Origin of the sequence: uncultured Polaribacter sp. (assembly GCF_947495205.1) — a bacterium.
Lineage (GTDB): Bacteria > Bacteroidota > Bacteroidia > Flavobacteriales > Flavobacteriaceae > Polaribacter.
Window position 1 is genome coordinate 173,417 of record NZ_CANLXV010000005.1, and the last position, 14,768, is coordinate 188,184.

Here is a 14,768-nt window from a genome sequence, read left to right on the forward strand (position 1 = left end):
CATACCAAAATGAATATTGAAGGAAATACAGTTACTATAAATAAAACACAAGAAGAGACTTTTAACTTTTTTAGTGATTTAAATAATTTTGGAAAAATTATGCCAGAAAACATCAATAAATTTGAAGTTGATGGAGATTCTTTTCTTTTTGGTTTGCCTGGTATGCCAGAAATTAGATTGGTATTAAAAGAAAAAACACCTTTTTCTAATATTACATTAGGCGCTGCTAGCAGTAAATTACCTTTTACTTTAGCTGCAGACTTTACTGCAATAGATGCTCATAAAACCAGTGTAACTTTAAAATTTAATGGCGAATTTAATGCAATGATGGCAATGATGATCAAAAAACCACTAACAAAATTTGTGAGTACCTTGTCAGAAAATATTGGTAAACTTTAAACAAAAGTAATTTCTTTAATTCCAAATTCTTTAATGGTTTCATCTTCTAGCTCCACTTGAAGTTTGCCGTCTATAGAAATACCACGAATTAAACCCATAAACAAAACACTGTTACTATCTTTAAACATAGTTGCAGTGTTTTTTTTATATAAACAATTTAGATACTCTTTTTCTAAATAATCAAATTGTTTTGTTTCTAAACGGTTTAAATAAAGCTTTAAACTGTTTACAAGCTCAATTAATAAGGTGTCTAAATTAAAAGTTTTATCCGTTAATAATTTTAAAGAGCTTACATTTTTTAATTTTATTGAAAAATCAACCTGATTTACATTTAAGCCAATTCCAATTACAGAAGACTTAATTTTAGAACCTTTTAAAATATTTTCAATTAAAATTCCACTTATTTTTTGGTTTCCTGACAGAATGTCGTTTGGCCATTTAATGCGTAGACTTTTTAAAACTTTTAAGTTTAAAACTTCTAATATAGCTAAAGAAACTGCAAAATTCAAATATTTTTGCTGCGCAACATCAAGATTATCAAAAGAAACTAAAACACTAAAAGTAAGGTTTTTATAAGGCTCAGAGAACCAAACAGCCTCTTGCTGTCCTCTGCCTTTAAGTTGCTTATCTGTTACCACTACTGTATAATTTTCTACCGTTTGATTTTGGGCTAATTCTTTTAAAAAAGAATTTGTAGAATTAGTGGCATTAAGTTTGATTATTTTCAACTGTTAAATAAAGTGTAAAGTAGTTTATGAATACGCAAAATAGTCATAAAAAAACAATAACTTTGCACTTAAATTAAAAAAAATTAATGGCGCAAAAACAAGTAAGCACAGACGATTTAATTGCTGCTATCATTGAAGGAATTGAAGATGTAAAAGGAGAAAATATTCAATTATTAGACTTACGAGATATAGAAAACACCGTTTGCGATTATTTTATAGTATGCTCTGGAAATTCCAATACGCAAGTAAATGCAATTTCTGGCTCAGTACAAAAACTAGTCAGTAAACAAATTAAGGATAAACCTTGGCATGTAGAAGGCGAAGGGAATTCAGAATGGGTATTAATGGATTATGTTAATGTTGTGGTTCATGTTTTTCAGAAACATATTAGAGAATTTTACGACATAGAAAGTCTTTGGGGAGACGCTAAGATTACAGAAATTAATCCTGCCTAAAAAAATTATTAAAAAATTATTGATTTAAAGATGAGCAACGCTAATAAAGATAATAAAAACAACAATAATGCACCAAAATTTAAATTCAATGCTTATTGGATTTATGGTGCTATATTTCTAGCACTAATAGGTTTTCAGTTTTTTAGTAGTGGCGATTTGGCTACCAAAAGCATTTCTAAAAACGAATTTAAAGAAGTTTTAAGAGATAATGATATTTCTAAAATAGTTGTTGTAAATAAAAACATTGCACAAATTTTTATAAAAGAAGAATCGCTTAAAAAAGCAAAATACCAAAAATTAAAGAACTCTGCTTTTTACAGACCAGGCTCTTCGTTATACGAATACAATTTTGGAGATTTACAAAATTTTGAAAATGATTTAGAAGAAGCCAGAAAAGAAAATGAGCTTACTTTCGATTTAAAAAATGAAAATCAAACCAGTATGTTTGATACTATTTTAGGACTTTTACCTTTTATTATTTTAATTGCCATTTGGTTATTTTTTATGAGAAGAATGTCTGGTGGTGGCGCTGGTGCTGGTGGTGGTGGCCAAATTTTTAGCATTGGTAAATCTAAAGCAAAACTATTTGATAAAGACACCAAAGTAAAAACAACCTTTGCCAATGTAGCTGGTCTAGAAGGCGCAAAAGAAGAGGTTCAAGAAATTGTAGATTTCTTAAAAAACCCAGAAAAATATACCTCTTTAGGTGGTAAAATACCAAAAGGAGCTTTATTAGTTGGACCTCCAGGAACTGGTAAAACACTTTTAGCAAAAGCAGTTGCTGGTGAAGCAGGTGTACCTTTTTTCTCTCTTTCTGGTTCAGATTTTGTAGAAATGTTTGTAGGTGTTGGTGCTTCTAGAGTTAGAGATTTGTTTAAGCAAGCAGCGCAAAAATCTCCTTCTATTATTTTTATTGATGAAATTGATGCCATTGGTAGAGCAAGAGGTAAAAATAGCATGACTGGAGGGAATGATGAAAGAGAAAATACCTTAAACCAACTGTTAACAGAAATGGATGGTTTTGGTACAGATACCAATGTAATTGTTATTGCAGCAACAAACAGAGCAGATGTTTTAGATAGTGCATTAATGCGTGCAGGACGTTTTGACAGACAAATTTATGTAGACTTACCTAACATTAATGAAAGAAAAGAAATTTTTGAAGTTCACATTAAACCTTTAAAGTTAGCAGATGATGTGAAATTAGAATTTTTGGCACAACAAACTCCAGGATTTTCAGGAGCAGATATTGCAAATATGTGTAATGAATCTGCTTTAATTGCTGCAAGACAAAGCAAAAAATCTATACATCATCAAGATTTTTTAGATGCTGTAGACAGAATTGTTGGTGGTTTAGAAAAGAAAAACAAGGTAATTACACCTAAAGAGAAAAAAGTTATAGCTTTTCATGAAGCTGGACATGCTACCATTAGTTGGATGTTAGAGCATGCAGCCCCATTGGTTAAAGTAACTATTGTACCTAGAGGCCAATCTTTAGGTGCTGCATGGTATTTACCGGCAGAAAGAATGATTGTTCAAACAGAACAAATGTTAGATGAAATGTGTGCTACTTTAGGAGGTAGAGCTGCAGAAAAAATTATTTTTAATAAGATTTCTACAGGAGCTTTAAGTGATTTAGAAAAAGTAACCAAACAAGCGAGAGCCATGGTTACTGTTTATGGTCTAAATGACGAAGTTGGTAACATTACGTATTATGACTCGTCTGGAAACGACGCTTTTGTAAAGCCTTACAGTGATGATACTGCAAAAAAAATAGATTCAGAAATATCTAAAATGATAGAGTCTCAGTATGAAAGAGCTTTAGAAATTTTAGAACTAAATAAAGAAAAATTAACTACTTTAGCAGAACTTCTTCTAGAAAAAGAGGTGATTTTTAAGGATGATTTACTTAAAATCTTTGGAAAAAGACCTTTTGAAGAATTAGACACAGAAATAAAACAAGAAGAAAAAATTGAAGAAGAAATAAGTATTCCAACAGTTCAAACAAAAACTGAAGAATAATTAACACGCTTTAATTAATAAATGAATTTTTTAAAAAAAATTTTTAGCATCCCTGTAAAAGAAACCAAAGAAATTCAAAAACAGGAAGTAAACCTATCTCTTGATGACCTCTTTGTGCATAATTTTATAGAAAAAGGTGGTAAATTTTTATATTGTCAACAAAAAGTAGAAGTTAAAGAAAATCTAAATAAAATACTGTTAGAAAATAACTGGGAGGAGCTGCTGGTACTAAATAAAAACTTAACTACTTTTTTGAATACTAAAAAAGTAACAGTTCACAAGGAATTCACAAAAACAAAACCTGTATTTTCTTCTTGTGAGCATTTAATTGCAGATCATGGAGACATTTTATTCTCATCTAATCAATTAAAAAGTACTAAACTTTCAGAACTCTCAGAAAACTTTATTGTATTTGCAAAAACAAGTCAGTTGGTTAAAAATACAGGCGAGGGATTAACAGGTATTAAAACAAATGCAGAAAATGCATTACCTACCAATATTTCATCAATAAAAAATTACACCACCATAAAAAGTGATGATAATTTTTTAAACTATGGCAATAACAACTCAAAAAACTTATATTTACTCCTTTTAGAAGATTTATAATATGCGTAACCTTTTTAGAAGGAGTTTTTCTGGTATTGTGTATGTAGTGTTGTTTCTAGGTGCCATTCTTTTCTCTAAAGAATCTTACATTGGTTTGGTTGCTATTTTTGGCGTTATTGGTATCTGGGAATTTTCTAAAATGATAAATTTTAAAAGCATTATTCCTTATCTTCTTTTTTTAGCAACTGTATTTCTAATTTTAAAAAGACAAAACAGCTATCCTGTAATTGGTATATTAGTTATTAATTTACTTTCATCTATATATTTAATTTATCAACTTATTTCAAAAAAAGAAATTTCTTTTAAAAATGATAAAACAAAATTGGGCCTAATTATTAGATATGTTATTTTCTCATTTTGTTTTTTAGTTTTATTACCATTTAAAGGCGAAACTTATACACCACATATAATTATTGCTATTTTAATATTAATTTGGGTAAATGATAGTTTTGCATTTTTAGTGGGTAAAAATATTGGTAAAAGAAAGCTTTTTGTAAGCATTTCTCCAAAAAAAACGCAAGAAGGCTTTATTGGGGGTTTTTTATTTGCACTAGTTGCAGCTTATTTTATTAGCCTTAGCTTTAAAGATTTCTCTTTAATTAATTGGTTAATCATAGCAACAATAGTATCTGTAATTGGCACTATAGGAGATTTAGTTGAATCTAAATTTAAAAGACAAGCTAATATTAAAGACAGTGGAAATATTATGCCTGGTCATGGCGGAATTTTAGATCGTTTAGATAGCTTGTTGTTTGCTGCACCATTTGTATATTTGTATATTAATTTTATAATTTAAAAAATGATACGTTTTCATAAAGAAGGATATAAGATTATTGTTATTACTTTTGTAATAGCAATAAGCGCTATTTTATTAGCAGATCAATTTATAGACATTTTTTGGTTACAAAAAACCGTGCAAGTGTTGGTACTTCTTTTAGTTGTTACCGTACTTCAATTTTTTAGAAACCCTGCAAGAAAAACAATTCTTAATGAAAACACAATTGTAGCTCCAGTTGATGGTAAAGTTGTGGTTATTGAAGAGGTTGAAGAACCAGAATATTTTAAAGATAAAAGACTACAAGTGTCTATATTTATGTCTCCAATTAATGTGCATGTTACCAGATATGCTATGAGTGGTATCGTAAAATACAGCAAATATCATCCAGGAAAATATTTAGTAGCATGGCACCCAAAAGCCTCTACAGAAAATGAAAGAACCACAATTGTATTACAAAATAAATCTTTTGGAGATGTTTTGTATCGACAAATTGCAGGTGCTTTAGCAAAAAGAATTGTAAATTACGCTAAAGAAGGAGAACAAATCATTCAAGGTACAGATGCTGGTTTTATAAAATTTGGCTCTAGAGTAGATTTATATTTTCCTTTAGGAACCACATTAAATGTAAAACTTGGCGATAAAGTAAAAGGGGGAACTCAAGTTATTGCTAAAAAATAAATTATGTCCAATGATTTAGACATTACGTTTCAAAAAGCGTTTCAAGAAATATCTAATTTAAAAGAAGTTCTTGCGCCAGATGTAAAGTTAAAGTTTTATGCATATAATAAACAAGCAAATTACGGCAGTAATTCAACTTTTACGGAAACTCCAGATCTTAAAGATGCATTTAAAATAAATGCTTGGATGCAACTAAAAGACATGTCTTCTGAAGAAGCAAAAAAAGAATATATAAAATTAGCAAACTTAATATTAAACACAAAAAAATAAAAACATGAAAAAATTACTTTTATTACTTACTATGGTTAGTGTTGGATTTACTTCTTGCAAATCGGATAAAAAAAATGATAAGGCCTTAGAAAAAGAAACTGCAGCATTTTCTTTAGAAAAAGCTGAAAATGAAATAAACTTTACTGCTTATAAATTTACAGAAAAGAAAGGTGTTGGCGGAGCTTTTAGACAAGTAAAGATAACCTCTGGAGGTGCTGGAAATTCTATTAAAGAGGCTATTAATAATGCCGAATTCTCAATTCCTATTAGTAGCTTATTCACAAAAAATTCTGGTAGAGATTATAAAATTCAGAAATTCTTTTTTGGAATGATGAAAAACACAAAATTACTTTCAGGTAAATTACAGTTAGAAAGCGATACCACAGGAAAAGCTACTATTGTAATGAACGGAGTAACAAATACAGTGCCTTTTTCATATACAATTGTTGACAATACTTTTGCAATGAGTGCAACTATGGATGTTAGTAATTGGAATGCATTAGATGCTTTAGCTTCTTTAAATAAAGTTTGCGAGACATTACATACAGGCGCAGATGGTGTTTCTAAAACATGGAGCGAAGTTGCATTAAACATAACTTCTAAATTTTAATTTTTTGTAACAACAAAAAATAGGTATTAAGCTATCAACTTAAAAGTTGGTAGCTTTTTTTTATGGCGAAACTTGTCTTAACAGTAGCTTTAAAATCATTAGTTTTCTTTGTACAAAAGACAAAATAAAATAAATAGCAGGAGCATAAAAAGATGCAATTGCATCTATATTTCTTGAAAGTTTTCATCAAAAGAATTAAAAGACAAATCTTTAAAGATTTGTCTTTTTTTATAAGTTTTGTAAAGCTTCTTTTAAATTAGCGTATTTGAATTGGTAATTATCACTTATTTTTTTGGAAGACAATCTACTTCCTTCTAATAATATTATCGCCAATTCACCAAAAATCAATTTTAACAAAAAACCTGGAACTGGTAATGGTAAAAATGGTCTTTTAATTACTGATGCTAGTATTTTAGAAAAGGTTTTACTTGTATGATATTCTGGCGCAACAGTATTGTAAACTCCGGCTAACTCCTCTTCTACCGCTTTTATGTAAATACCACAAAGGTCGTCTATATGAATCCAAGCCATATATTGATTGCCAGAGCCTAAAGGAGAAATTATTGGAGTTTTCATTTTTTCTAAAGCGCCACCTGTTTTAGACAATACTATACCTGTTCGTAAAATTGTTACTGGTATTTGTAATTCAGAAAATTGATGTGCAGCTTGTTCCCACTTCACACAAACATCACCTAAAAAATCTTTACCTGCATTATCACTTTCTGTATAAATATCAGTTGTAGTTTTAGCTCCATAAAAATTACTACCTGAAGCAGAAATAAATCCTTTTAAAGGAATTTTATTTTCTTTTACTTTTTGAAATAATAAATTAGCAGTTTCTACTCTACTATCTATTATTATTTTTTTACGATCCTCTGTCCATCTTTTATCTGCAATACCTGCTCCTGCTAAATGAATAATATAATCTATATTTTCTAACGCTTTTACATCAATATAACGCTTAGAAACGTCCCACTTATATTCATTTTTTGCATCTGGGTTTCTAGTAAGAATTCTAACTTCATGTTTTCTATCTGTTAACAATTGTGTTAAACGTGTGCCTACTAAACCAGTACCTCCTGTAATTAATATTTTTGCCATAGTGTAAAGATAAAAAACCGTAATCTATAAAGATTACGGTTTCACTTAAAAATAAGTTAAGAAAAAATGCTATTTAATTTCTTTTAAAGCATTTGTAATTAAAGTTTTTAAATGCGCTTTGTGTGCTTTTGTAGCTATATTACCTCTGTTATTACTAACCCACTTCTTAATAGTATCTAAATTATAGATAGCCATAGATTTTGCTGCAACAGAATATCTACTACTTGTTCTTCCTGTAATAAAACTTATTAAACCTTTGGCATAGGCTGCCTGTAAATTTTGTCTAAAAGAGTTTACACTTCCATAAATATCTTGTTTAAAAATGGCATTATTTAAATCTGTCATAAATGTGGCTAACTTATATTCATTGCCATATAATGCAGAATTTGTAATTCTTTGTAAAGTGTTTGGATGCATAATATGCGCTAAAACTCTAGTTTGATAACTTAAAACTTGTTCGTGAATTTTAGGATCTTCTGGCCCACCAAAGAAATTGTAACCTCTTCTTTGTCTTGCCAAATAATTGTATAAATCTTTTGGCGCAGTAAAAGCGTCTGGCGCAAAAACATACTTTTTTAACGCATTCATTGCTCTTTTTTGATCTGTTAAACTTACAGGTGTATAAGGTTGTGTTGCTCCTTTTTGGTTTGGTTGCGCCCTATCTACATAAACGCCACCAATAAATCTAGAAATAACGCCTGCAGCAGTTGCAGATTGTCCGCTTAAAATATAATAAGCTTGCCTTAATTGCTCATAAGATTCTCCTTTATTTACAAAACGAGATTTTATATCTTTCATCATTTTATTCACCAATTCAATTCTATCTACAGAATATCCTATTTGGTCGTTAGACAAATCTCCAATCATAACTCTTGGATCTATTGCTTTACCTGGAGCACGCATATCATCTGCATCATTACCAAAAATTAATTGTGGTTCTGTAGATCTTTCTAATAATGCGTTCTTTTCTTCTTCAGTATTAAAAGGTGTGTAACCAAATTGAATAGCCCAAATATCATAAGGACCAACAGCCATATCATAATATTGTCCTTGTTTGCTTCTATCTGTTGTTAAATTAATGCCTGCATAATCCATTACAGAACCTGTTAACGCTTTGCCTTTAATAAAATTAGCATCTGCCAATTGCTCTGGAGAAAATAATTGACTCGCCTTCATGTTATGATTCAATCCTAATGTATGACCTACTTCATGCATTATTAAAGATTTCATTCCTTCTTTTTTCATGCCTTCCATTTCTAGATCTGAAGCGCCTGCAGCAGCCAAAACTGTTTGACCAAATAAAGTGTTTTCATGCATTAAATGCCCTTTAGAGCAATACATATGATTTTCTTTATTTTCAAAAAACTTGTTTTGTTCTTCCTCTTCCGTTAAAATATTTAAACTTAAAGCAGCAGCATTATTAAAAATTCTGTCGTAATAAACACGGTTTGTAAAGTGTACATATTCCAACATAATATCAGCCCCTAAAATCTCACCAGTTCTTGGGTTTACAAAACTTGGTCCATAACCGCCAAAAGGAGGGTTTGGAGAAGAAGTCCATCTTAAAACATTGTAACGCACATCTCCAGCATCCCAAGTAGCAGTATCTGACTGTACTTTTACCTCCATTGCATTTTTAAAACCTGCTTTTTCAAAGGCTTTATTCCATGCTAAAACTCCTTCTTTAATGGTTTCTCTAAACTCAAAAGGCGTTGTATTTTCTATCCACCAAGTTATGGGTTTAACAGGTTCAGATATTGCCAAACTAGAATCTTTCTTTACCAATTTCCAACGGTGAATAAAATCTCTATAATTTACAACATCTGTAGAAGTCATATCATTGGTTTCTGTAGTAAAAAAACCAACTCTAGCGTCATCTAACCTTGTTTTATAATCGTCTTTTGGCATCTTCATAAATGTATGAAATACTTTAACGGAAACCCCTTTATTATTTGCAATTGCTTTTCCTGCTCCACCTCTTGCAGATGAATTACTAAATACATATTCTGTTTTTATATTTGTATTTTCTGGGTAATTTTTTATTTCTTCGATTTTAGATTTACCTTTATCTAATCTACCCAAAGAAAAACCAAAAAGAAGTTGACCAAAAGATCTAGGTCTTTTAATTGTTGTAAAAGTCTCAGATAAAAATAAACCGTCTGCGGCTATTAAATATTCTCCTGTTTTCTCATCTTCTGCCAAAATCTTTCCAGAAGTAATTACGGCATCACTTGTATTAGCTTTTGCAGATTTTGAAATAGGGTTTTTCTTATCAAAATAAAAAGCCATATTAGGAAATACAAATTCTAACCGATTAAAATATTTTTGAACATTAAACACAGAAGAACCTTTGTAAGAACCTCTAAATTGACCAGCCTCTGTAACACCATCTGCAATTTGAGAAAAATAAATAAAATCTTTATTGAGTTGCTCTTTTTTTATAATTAATTGAAGACCGCCTGTTACAGTATCTTGATAAACCGTAAATAAACCTGCTATTTTTTTACTACTTTTAGTTAAGTCTTTTATTGATTTGCCTTTCTTTTTAGGTTTTGTTTTTTTAGTTGGCGTTTTTATAATTTCTTCCTTTTTCTTTTTCCAAAATTGTGCGTTTGTCTCTTGAACTCCTATAAACATTACAGAAATAAACAAAACATAAATTAGTTTCACAGATTTTAATTGATTCATTTTCATTGTAGTTGTATGGTTATTTAATTTTTTGGAAAAATAAATATAGTCCTTTAAGTTCTTGTTAATATTATAATAAAATTGTAAAAAAAGTGGAATTAATAAGAAATAACTGCAAAAATTGAAGAAACAATAAAGCGAAATATTAAAGCTATGTTAATCTTTTTAATGCTTTCTAATTAAGCCGTATTTTTAGGGTGATGAAAAACAACAATAAAAGAAAAGGATTTGTATTTAAGACTTATGAGGCAGAAAACAAATCTCCTTTTGAGAAACTTTTTGAAATTTTTAAAGAACTGATAACACATACTTCTGGTGATTTTGATGAAGCTATTGATTGGTTGCGTTCTTTAGATAAAGAATATAATTTAACCGATAAAAATTATACTATTGATGATTTTATTGAAGATTTAAAAAAGAAAGGTTACATAAAAGAAGAGATTAAAGGAGATGGCACTGGAGGCACAAAAATTACTCCAAAAACAGAACGCGCCATACGCCAACAAGCATTAAACGCCATTTTTGGTAAAATAAAAAGAAGCGGCGCTGGAAATCATAAAAGTAAATCTCCTGGCATTGGAGATGAGCATACTGGAGATTTTAGAGCTTATCAATTTGGTGACGCTTTAGACAAAGTTTCGGTTACAGAAAGTATAAGAAACGCACAAATTAATAACGGAACAGACAATTTTAGTTTAACTGAAAATGACTTAGTGGTTGAAGAAACACTTCATAAAAGCCAAATGAGTACAGTGTTAATGATAGATATTAGTCATTCTATGATTTTGTATGGTGAAGATAGAATTACACCCGCCAAAAAAGTTGCCATGGCTTTGGCAGAATTAATTACAACACGTTACCCAAAAGATACCTTAGATATTATTGTTTTTGGTAATGATGCTTGGTCTATAAAAATTAAAGATTTGCCCTATTTACAGGTAGGTCCTTATCACACAAATACAGTTGCTGGTTTAAATTTAGCAATGGATTTACTGAGAAGAAAAAGAAACACAAACAAACAAATTTTTATGATAACAGACGGTAAACCTAGTTGTTTGCGTTTACCAGATGGCCAATATTATAAAAACAGTAATGGATTGGATAAATACATTGTAAATAAATGTTATGCAATGGCACAACAAGCCAGAAAATTACACATTCCCATTACTACTTTTATGATTGCACAAGATCCTTATTTAATGCAATTTGTAAGAGCTTTTACACAGGCCAACCAAGGAAAAGCATTTTACACAGGCTTAAAAGGTTTAGGAGAAATGATTTTTGAAGATTATGAAACCAATCGAAAGAAAAGGATACGATAAAATCACAAACATCTTTTTCAAAGAGAAGACTTTTATAAAGTTTGAAAAAATCCCATCCAACCTTCCCAAAGGGAAGGCTTTTAGAAAGTTTGAGAAAAATAGAAAAATAAGAATATTACTAACACACAGATAAACACAACAGTTCCCTTTCCCTTGGAAAGGGTTAGGGATAGGAAAAAAAATATGATAGAAAATATAAAAACACTAGGAGAATTAAAAAAATCTGGATATCAACCAAAATCTATAAAAGATGAATTGCGCGAAAACTTAATCAGTAAAATGATGAGTAAAGAAACCGTTTTTAAAGGAGTTCATGGATATGAAAACACGGTTATTCCAGAATTAGAAAGAGCCATTTTAAGTAAACATAATATTAACCTATTAGGTTTACGCGGACAAGCAAAAACACGTTTGGCTAGATTAATGGTAACCCTTTTGGATGAATACATTCCTGTTGTAACAGGTTCTGAAATTAATGATGATCCATTGCAACCAATTTCTAGATTTGCAACAGAATTAATTGCAGAAAAAGGAGATGAAACCCCAATTAGTTGGTTGCATAGAGATGACCGTTTTGCAGAAAAATTAGCAACGCCAGATGTAACTGTAGCAGATATTATTGGAGATGTAGACCCAATAAAAGCTGCCAATTTAAAACTTTCTTACGCAGATGATCGTGTAATTCACTATGGAATGATTCCTAGAGCAAACCGTTGTATTTTTGTTATAAATGAATTGCCAGATTTACAAGCTAGAATTCAAGTTGCCTTGTTTAATATTTTGCAAGAAGGCGATATTCAAATTAGAGGTTTTAAACTACGTTTGCCTTTAGACATGCAATTTGTGTTTACAGCAAATCCAGAAGATTACACCAACAGAGGTAGCATTGTAACTCCTTTAAAAGACAGAATTGGTTCGCAAATATTAACGCATTATCCAGAAGATATAGAAACTGCAAAAACCATTACCCAACAAGAAACAAGCAAAGCAAGTGCACAAAAAGAGTTTATAAAAGTGCCAGAATTGGCAAAAGATTTATTAGAACAAGTTGTTTTTGAAGCTAGAGAAAGTGAATATATAGATGCTAAAAGTGGTGTAAGTGCTCGTTTAAGTATTTCTGCTTTTGAAAACCTTTTAAGTACTGCAGAACGCAGAGCTTTACTTTCTGGTGATAATGAAACCATGATTCGCCTGAGTGATTTTGATGGAATTATCCCTGCAATTACAGGTAAAGTAGAGTTGGTTTATGAAGGTGAACAAGAAGGGGCACAAGTTGTTGCAGAAAACTTAATTAAAAAAGCTGTACAAACGCTTTTTCCTACTTATTTTCCTGAAATTAAAAAATTAGAAAAACAAGGAGAAGAAACACCATATGACGAAATTGTTTCGTGGTTTTTTAACGCACAAGAAGATTTTGAATTGTTAGATGACCATACAGAGGCGCAGTATAAAGCAGAATTGGATAAAATAAAACCATTAAACAGTTTTCTTAAAGAGTACCAACCTAATATGGTTAATAAAGATGCCTATTTTGTAAAGGAATTTGTACTATGGGCTTTAGTTGAATTTAAAAAATTATCAAAATATAGATATGCAGAAGGCACACAATTTAAAGATCCTTATGGTAGCTTTATGAGTGGATTGTAAAATTTATTTGTTTTTAGACACGATCCTAAAACCTCACATGTTTAAAACTTGTGAGGTTTTTTTTATTAAAATCAATCTAGTTTAAAAATTCTTAAAGTATCAAAATTTCTTCGTTTTAGGTTTTCGCACATTATAAAAGCCTTATCTATTTTTTGCTGACTACTTTTAAAACGTAAAACTCCATAAATTATGCTTCTTTGTTTTCCTGGGGTCAAAGTTTCAAAAATTTTAAATGCTTCAACATCTGTTAAAAAAACCTCTTCTAACTCCTCTGGCATTTCAACACCATATTTTGTTTTATCTTCAAAAAGTTGCATTTCAAAAATATCTCCTAGAGACAATCCCAATTCTTTTTGTTTGGCTTTACTAAACATCATTTTATAATCTCCAGAATTTTTATCTTTTTTTACTGCTGCATAAAAATTTATAGATATTTTTTTAACAGTAACTATTACTTGTACTCTACCCATTTTTTTTGTTGCAAATGGTAGAAATATTTCTTTGGGTATAAAAATGGTGTACAGATTTACTAAAGAAACTTTAAAAATGGGTGATTTCATAAGAAACGGATAAAAAAAATTGACATCTAATTAAAAATGTCAATTTATCAAAAAACAACTTAATCTAAAAAAAACTCACTTTCAATAACTCTTAAAAATTGAAAGTTAAAAGATTTAAACTATGATCTAAAGTTTTATCTAATTCTGTTTTAAAAATTTTATGTATCGATTGGTAAATGTTATTTCCCAATTCTAATTCTACAGCATCCTTTTTATATAAAGCAATATTAAATTCATCTTTTTGAGCATAATTTTTATACATGTCTAAATTTGTATCGCCATTAAATGTTTTGTTTGATAGTGAATTATTAATATAATTTTGCATTAAAATCTTATTCACCAAAGCAATATTTGCATTTACCTCTAAGTTATTAGAAATTACATTGTTAATTTCAGTACCTGCTTTTACAATTGTTTTTGTTTCACTATCAAAAGATGTATTTTTAAACTCTTTATAAAAAGGAAACTTTCCCTCTGAGTTATTTATTGATTTTATATCTTTTAAAACAAAAACTTCTGTTTTTAGTTCCTCACCAAACTTTATAGAAGTGTGGTTTTTAAAATGCCTCTCTTCTAAATCTGCAGCAGAAATACTTTTTAAGTTAGCATCTGTACTTTGTGCAAATGAAAGATTAACTATTAAAATCGCGGTAATTAGAAATACATTTTTCATATCTGATTGTTTTATACTCAAATTTAATAGTAATACTGTTATTTTTAGATAAAAAGCTATTGATTTATCTTATTATAAAATAATTTTAGCCTATAATTAAATAACATACGAAAAAAACATTTTTATAATTTACCAATTACAAACCTGTTAAATTCTTTTTTCATTAAAATAAATGGAATAATTTATGAGTTTTACAAAAGTAAAATAAAGCTTTTTTTTTATTGTCTTAGT

The 14,768-nt window shown here is 29.6% G+C and carries 15 protein-coding genes; 10 read left to right on the top strand and 5 right to left on the bottom strand.

What is annotated here, in order from left to right; translation table 11 throughout:
• Window positions 1-9 precede the first annotated feature (9 nt).
• The gene (locus Q0762_RS06710; RefSeq protein WP_298765121.1) at window positions 10-399 is read left to right on the top strand and encodes an SRPBCC family protein; all 390 of its coding nucleotides are present in this window, start codon (window positions 10-12) and stop codon (window positions 397-399) included.
• Here Q0762_RS06710 and Q0762_RS06715 read toward each other — a convergent pair.
• Complete coding sequence (locus Q0762_RS06715) at window positions 396-1,127, bottom strand: biotin--[acetyl-CoA-carboxylase] ligase (protein WP_298765123.1); 732 nt, start codon at window positions 1,125-1,127, stop codon at window positions 396-398. The two genes, Q0762_RS06710 and Q0762_RS06715, sit on opposite strands and share 4 nt — an antisense overlap.
• A gap of 86 nt (window positions 1,128-1,213) precedes the next feature.
• Here Q0762_RS06715 and rsfS point away from each other — a divergent pair, with 86 nt between their 5' ends.
• Genes rsfS through Q0762_RS06750 form a run of 7 tightly spaced genes read left to right on the top strand, consistent with a single transcriptional unit; the run spans window position 1,214 to window position 6,546 of the window.
• Complete coding sequence (gene rsfS, locus Q0762_RS06720) at window positions 1,214-1,582, top strand: ribosome silencing factor (RefSeq protein WP_298765125.1); 369 nt, start codon at window positions 1,214-1,216, stop codon at window positions 1,580-1,582.
• A gap of 30 nt (window positions 1,583-1,612) precedes the next feature.
• Window positions 1,613-3,604 (top strand): ATP-dependent zinc metalloprotease FtsH, encoded by a 1,992-nt coding sequence (gene ftsH, locus Q0762_RS06725; RefSeq protein ID WP_298765127.1) that lies wholly within the window; start codon window positions 1,613-1,615, stop codon window positions 3,602-3,604.
• Between the two features lie 21 nt (window positions 3,605-3,625).
• Window positions 3,626-4,210: an LUD domain-containing protein gene (locus Q0762_RS06730; RefSeq protein ID WP_298765129.1), complete on the top strand. Its 585-nt coding sequence runs from the start codon at window positions 3,626-3,628 to the stop codon at window positions 4,208-4,210.
• Window position 4,211: 1 nt separating this feature from the next.
• Window positions 4,212-5,006, top strand: coding sequence for a phosphatidate cytidylyltransferase (locus Q0762_RS06735; RefSeq protein ID WP_298765131.1), 795 nt, complete (start codon window positions 4,212-4,214; stop codon window positions 5,004-5,006).
• Between the two features lie 3 nt (window positions 5,007-5,009).
• The gene (locus Q0762_RS06740) at window positions 5,010-5,666 is read left to right on the top strand and encodes a phosphatidylserine decarboxylase family protein (protein ID WP_298765133.1); all 657 of its coding nucleotides are present in this window, start codon (window positions 5,010-5,012) and stop codon (window positions 5,664-5,666) included.
• 3 nt (window positions 5,667-5,669) lie between these two features.
• The gene (locus Q0762_RS06745; protein ID WP_298765135.1) at window positions 5,670-5,936 is read left to right on the top strand and encodes an acyl-CoA-binding protein; all 267 of its coding nucleotides are present in this window, start codon (window positions 5,670-5,672) and stop codon (window positions 5,934-5,936) included.
• Window positions 5,937-5,940: 4 nt separating this feature from the next.
• Window positions 5,941-6,546: a YceI family protein gene (locus Q0762_RS06750; RefSeq protein WP_298765137.1), complete on the top strand. Its 606-nt coding sequence runs from the start codon at window positions 5,941-5,943 to the stop codon at window positions 6,544-6,546.
• A gap of 228 nt (window positions 6,547-6,774) precedes the next feature.
• Here Q0762_RS06750 and Q0762_RS06755 read toward each other — a convergent pair whose 3' ends face one another.
• Together Q0762_RS06755 and Q0762_RS06760 are read right to left on the bottom strand one after the other, a co-directional pair.
• On the bottom strand, window positions 6,775-7,647 hold the full coding sequence (locus tag Q0762_RS06755) for a TIGR01777 family oxidoreductase (protein ID WP_298765139.1): 873 nt from the start codon (window positions 7,645-7,647) through the stop codon (window positions 6,775-6,777).
• A gap of 69 nt (window positions 7,648-7,716) precedes the next feature.
• Window positions 7,717-10,335, bottom strand: a complete 2,619-nt coding sequence (locus tag Q0762_RS06760; protein ID WP_298765141.1) for a zinc-dependent metalloprotease — start codon at window positions 10,333-10,335, stop codon at window positions 7,717-7,719.
• 200 nt (window positions 10,336-10,535) lie between these two features.
• Between Q0762_RS06760 and Q0762_RS06765 the strand changes: the two genes are divergently transcribed.
• Window positions 10,536-11,657: a VWA domain-containing protein gene (locus Q0762_RS06765; RefSeq protein ID WP_298765146.1), complete on the top strand. Its 1,122-nt coding sequence runs from the start codon at window positions 10,536-10,538 to the stop codon at window positions 11,655-11,657.
• A 183-nt stretch (window positions 11,658-11,840) separates the two neighbouring features.
• Window positions 11,841-13,304: a magnesium chelatase gene (locus tag Q0762_RS06770; protein WP_298765148.1), complete on the top strand. Its 1,464-nt coding sequence runs from the start codon at window positions 11,841-11,843 to the stop codon at window positions 13,302-13,304.
• Between the two features lie 71 nt (window positions 13,305-13,375).
• On the opposite strand, the gene Q0762_RS06775 is transcribed toward Q0762_RS06770, so the two are convergent.
• Both Q0762_RS06775 and Q0762_RS06780 read right to left on the bottom strand, forming a co-directional pair.
• Window positions 13,376-13,864, bottom strand: coding sequence for a YdeI/OmpD-associated family protein (locus Q0762_RS06775; protein ID WP_298765150.1), 489 nt, complete (start codon window positions 13,862-13,864; stop codon window positions 13,376-13,378).
• A 91-nt stretch (window positions 13,865-13,955) separates the two neighbouring features.
• Window positions 13,956-14,537: a hypothetical protein gene (locus Q0762_RS06780; RefSeq protein WP_298765152.1), complete on the bottom strand. Its 582-nt coding sequence runs from the start codon at window positions 14,535-14,537 to the stop codon at window positions 13,956-13,958.
• Window positions 14,538-14,768 lie beyond the last annotated feature (231 nt).

Coding starts and splice junctions, on each gene's coding strand:
- Q0762_RS06710 (WP_298765121.1), top strand. CDS start 10: ATGAATATTGAAGGAAATACAGTTACTATAAATAAAACACAAGAAGAG.
- rsfS (WP_298765125.1), top strand. CDS start 1,214: ATGGCGCAAAAACAAGTAAGCACAGACGATTTAATTGCTGCTATCATT.
- ftsH (WP_298765127.1), top strand. CDS start 1,613: ATGAGCAACGCTAATAAAGATAATAAAAACAACAATAATGCACCAAAA.
- Q0762_RS06730 (WP_298765129.1), top strand. CDS start 3,626: ATGAATTTTTTAAAAAAAATTTTTAGCATCCCTGTAAAAGAAACCAAA.
- Q0762_RS06735 (WP_298765131.1), top strand. CDS start 4,212: ATGCGTAACCTTTTTAGAAGGAGTTTTTCTGGTATTGTGTATGTAGTG.
- Q0762_RS06740 (WP_298765133.1), top strand. CDS start 5,010: ATGATACGTTTTCATAAAGAAGGATATAAGATTATTGTTATTACTTTT.
- Q0762_RS06745 (WP_298765135.1), top strand. CDS start 5,670: ATGTCCAATGATTTAGACATTACGTTTCAAAAAGCGTTTCAAGAAATA.
- Q0762_RS06750 (WP_298765137.1), top strand. CDS start 5,941: ATGAAAAAATTACTTTTATTACTTACTATGGTTAGTGTTGGATTTACT.
- Q0762_RS06755 (WP_298765139.1), bottom strand. CDS start 7,647: ATGGCAAAAATATTAATTACAGGAGGTACTGGTTTAGTAGGCACACGT.
- Q0762_RS06760 (WP_298765141.1), bottom strand. CDS start 10,335: ATGAATCAATTAAAATCTGTGAAACTAATTTATGTTTTGTTTATTTCT.
- Q0762_RS06765 (WP_298765146.1), top strand. CDS start 10,536: ATGAAAAACAACAATAAAAGAAAAGGATTTGTATTTAAGACTTATGAG.
- Q0762_RS06770 (WP_298765148.1), top strand. CDS start 11,841: ATGATAGAAAATATAAAAACACTAGGAGAATTAAAAAAATCTGGATAT.
- Q0762_RS06775 (WP_298765150.1), bottom strand. CDS start 13,864: ATGAAATCACCCATTTTTAAAGTTTCTTTAGTAAATCTGTACACCATT.
- Q0762_RS06780 (WP_298765152.1), bottom strand. CDS start 14,537: ATGAAAAATGTATTTCTAATTACCGCGATTTTAATAGTTAATCTTTCA.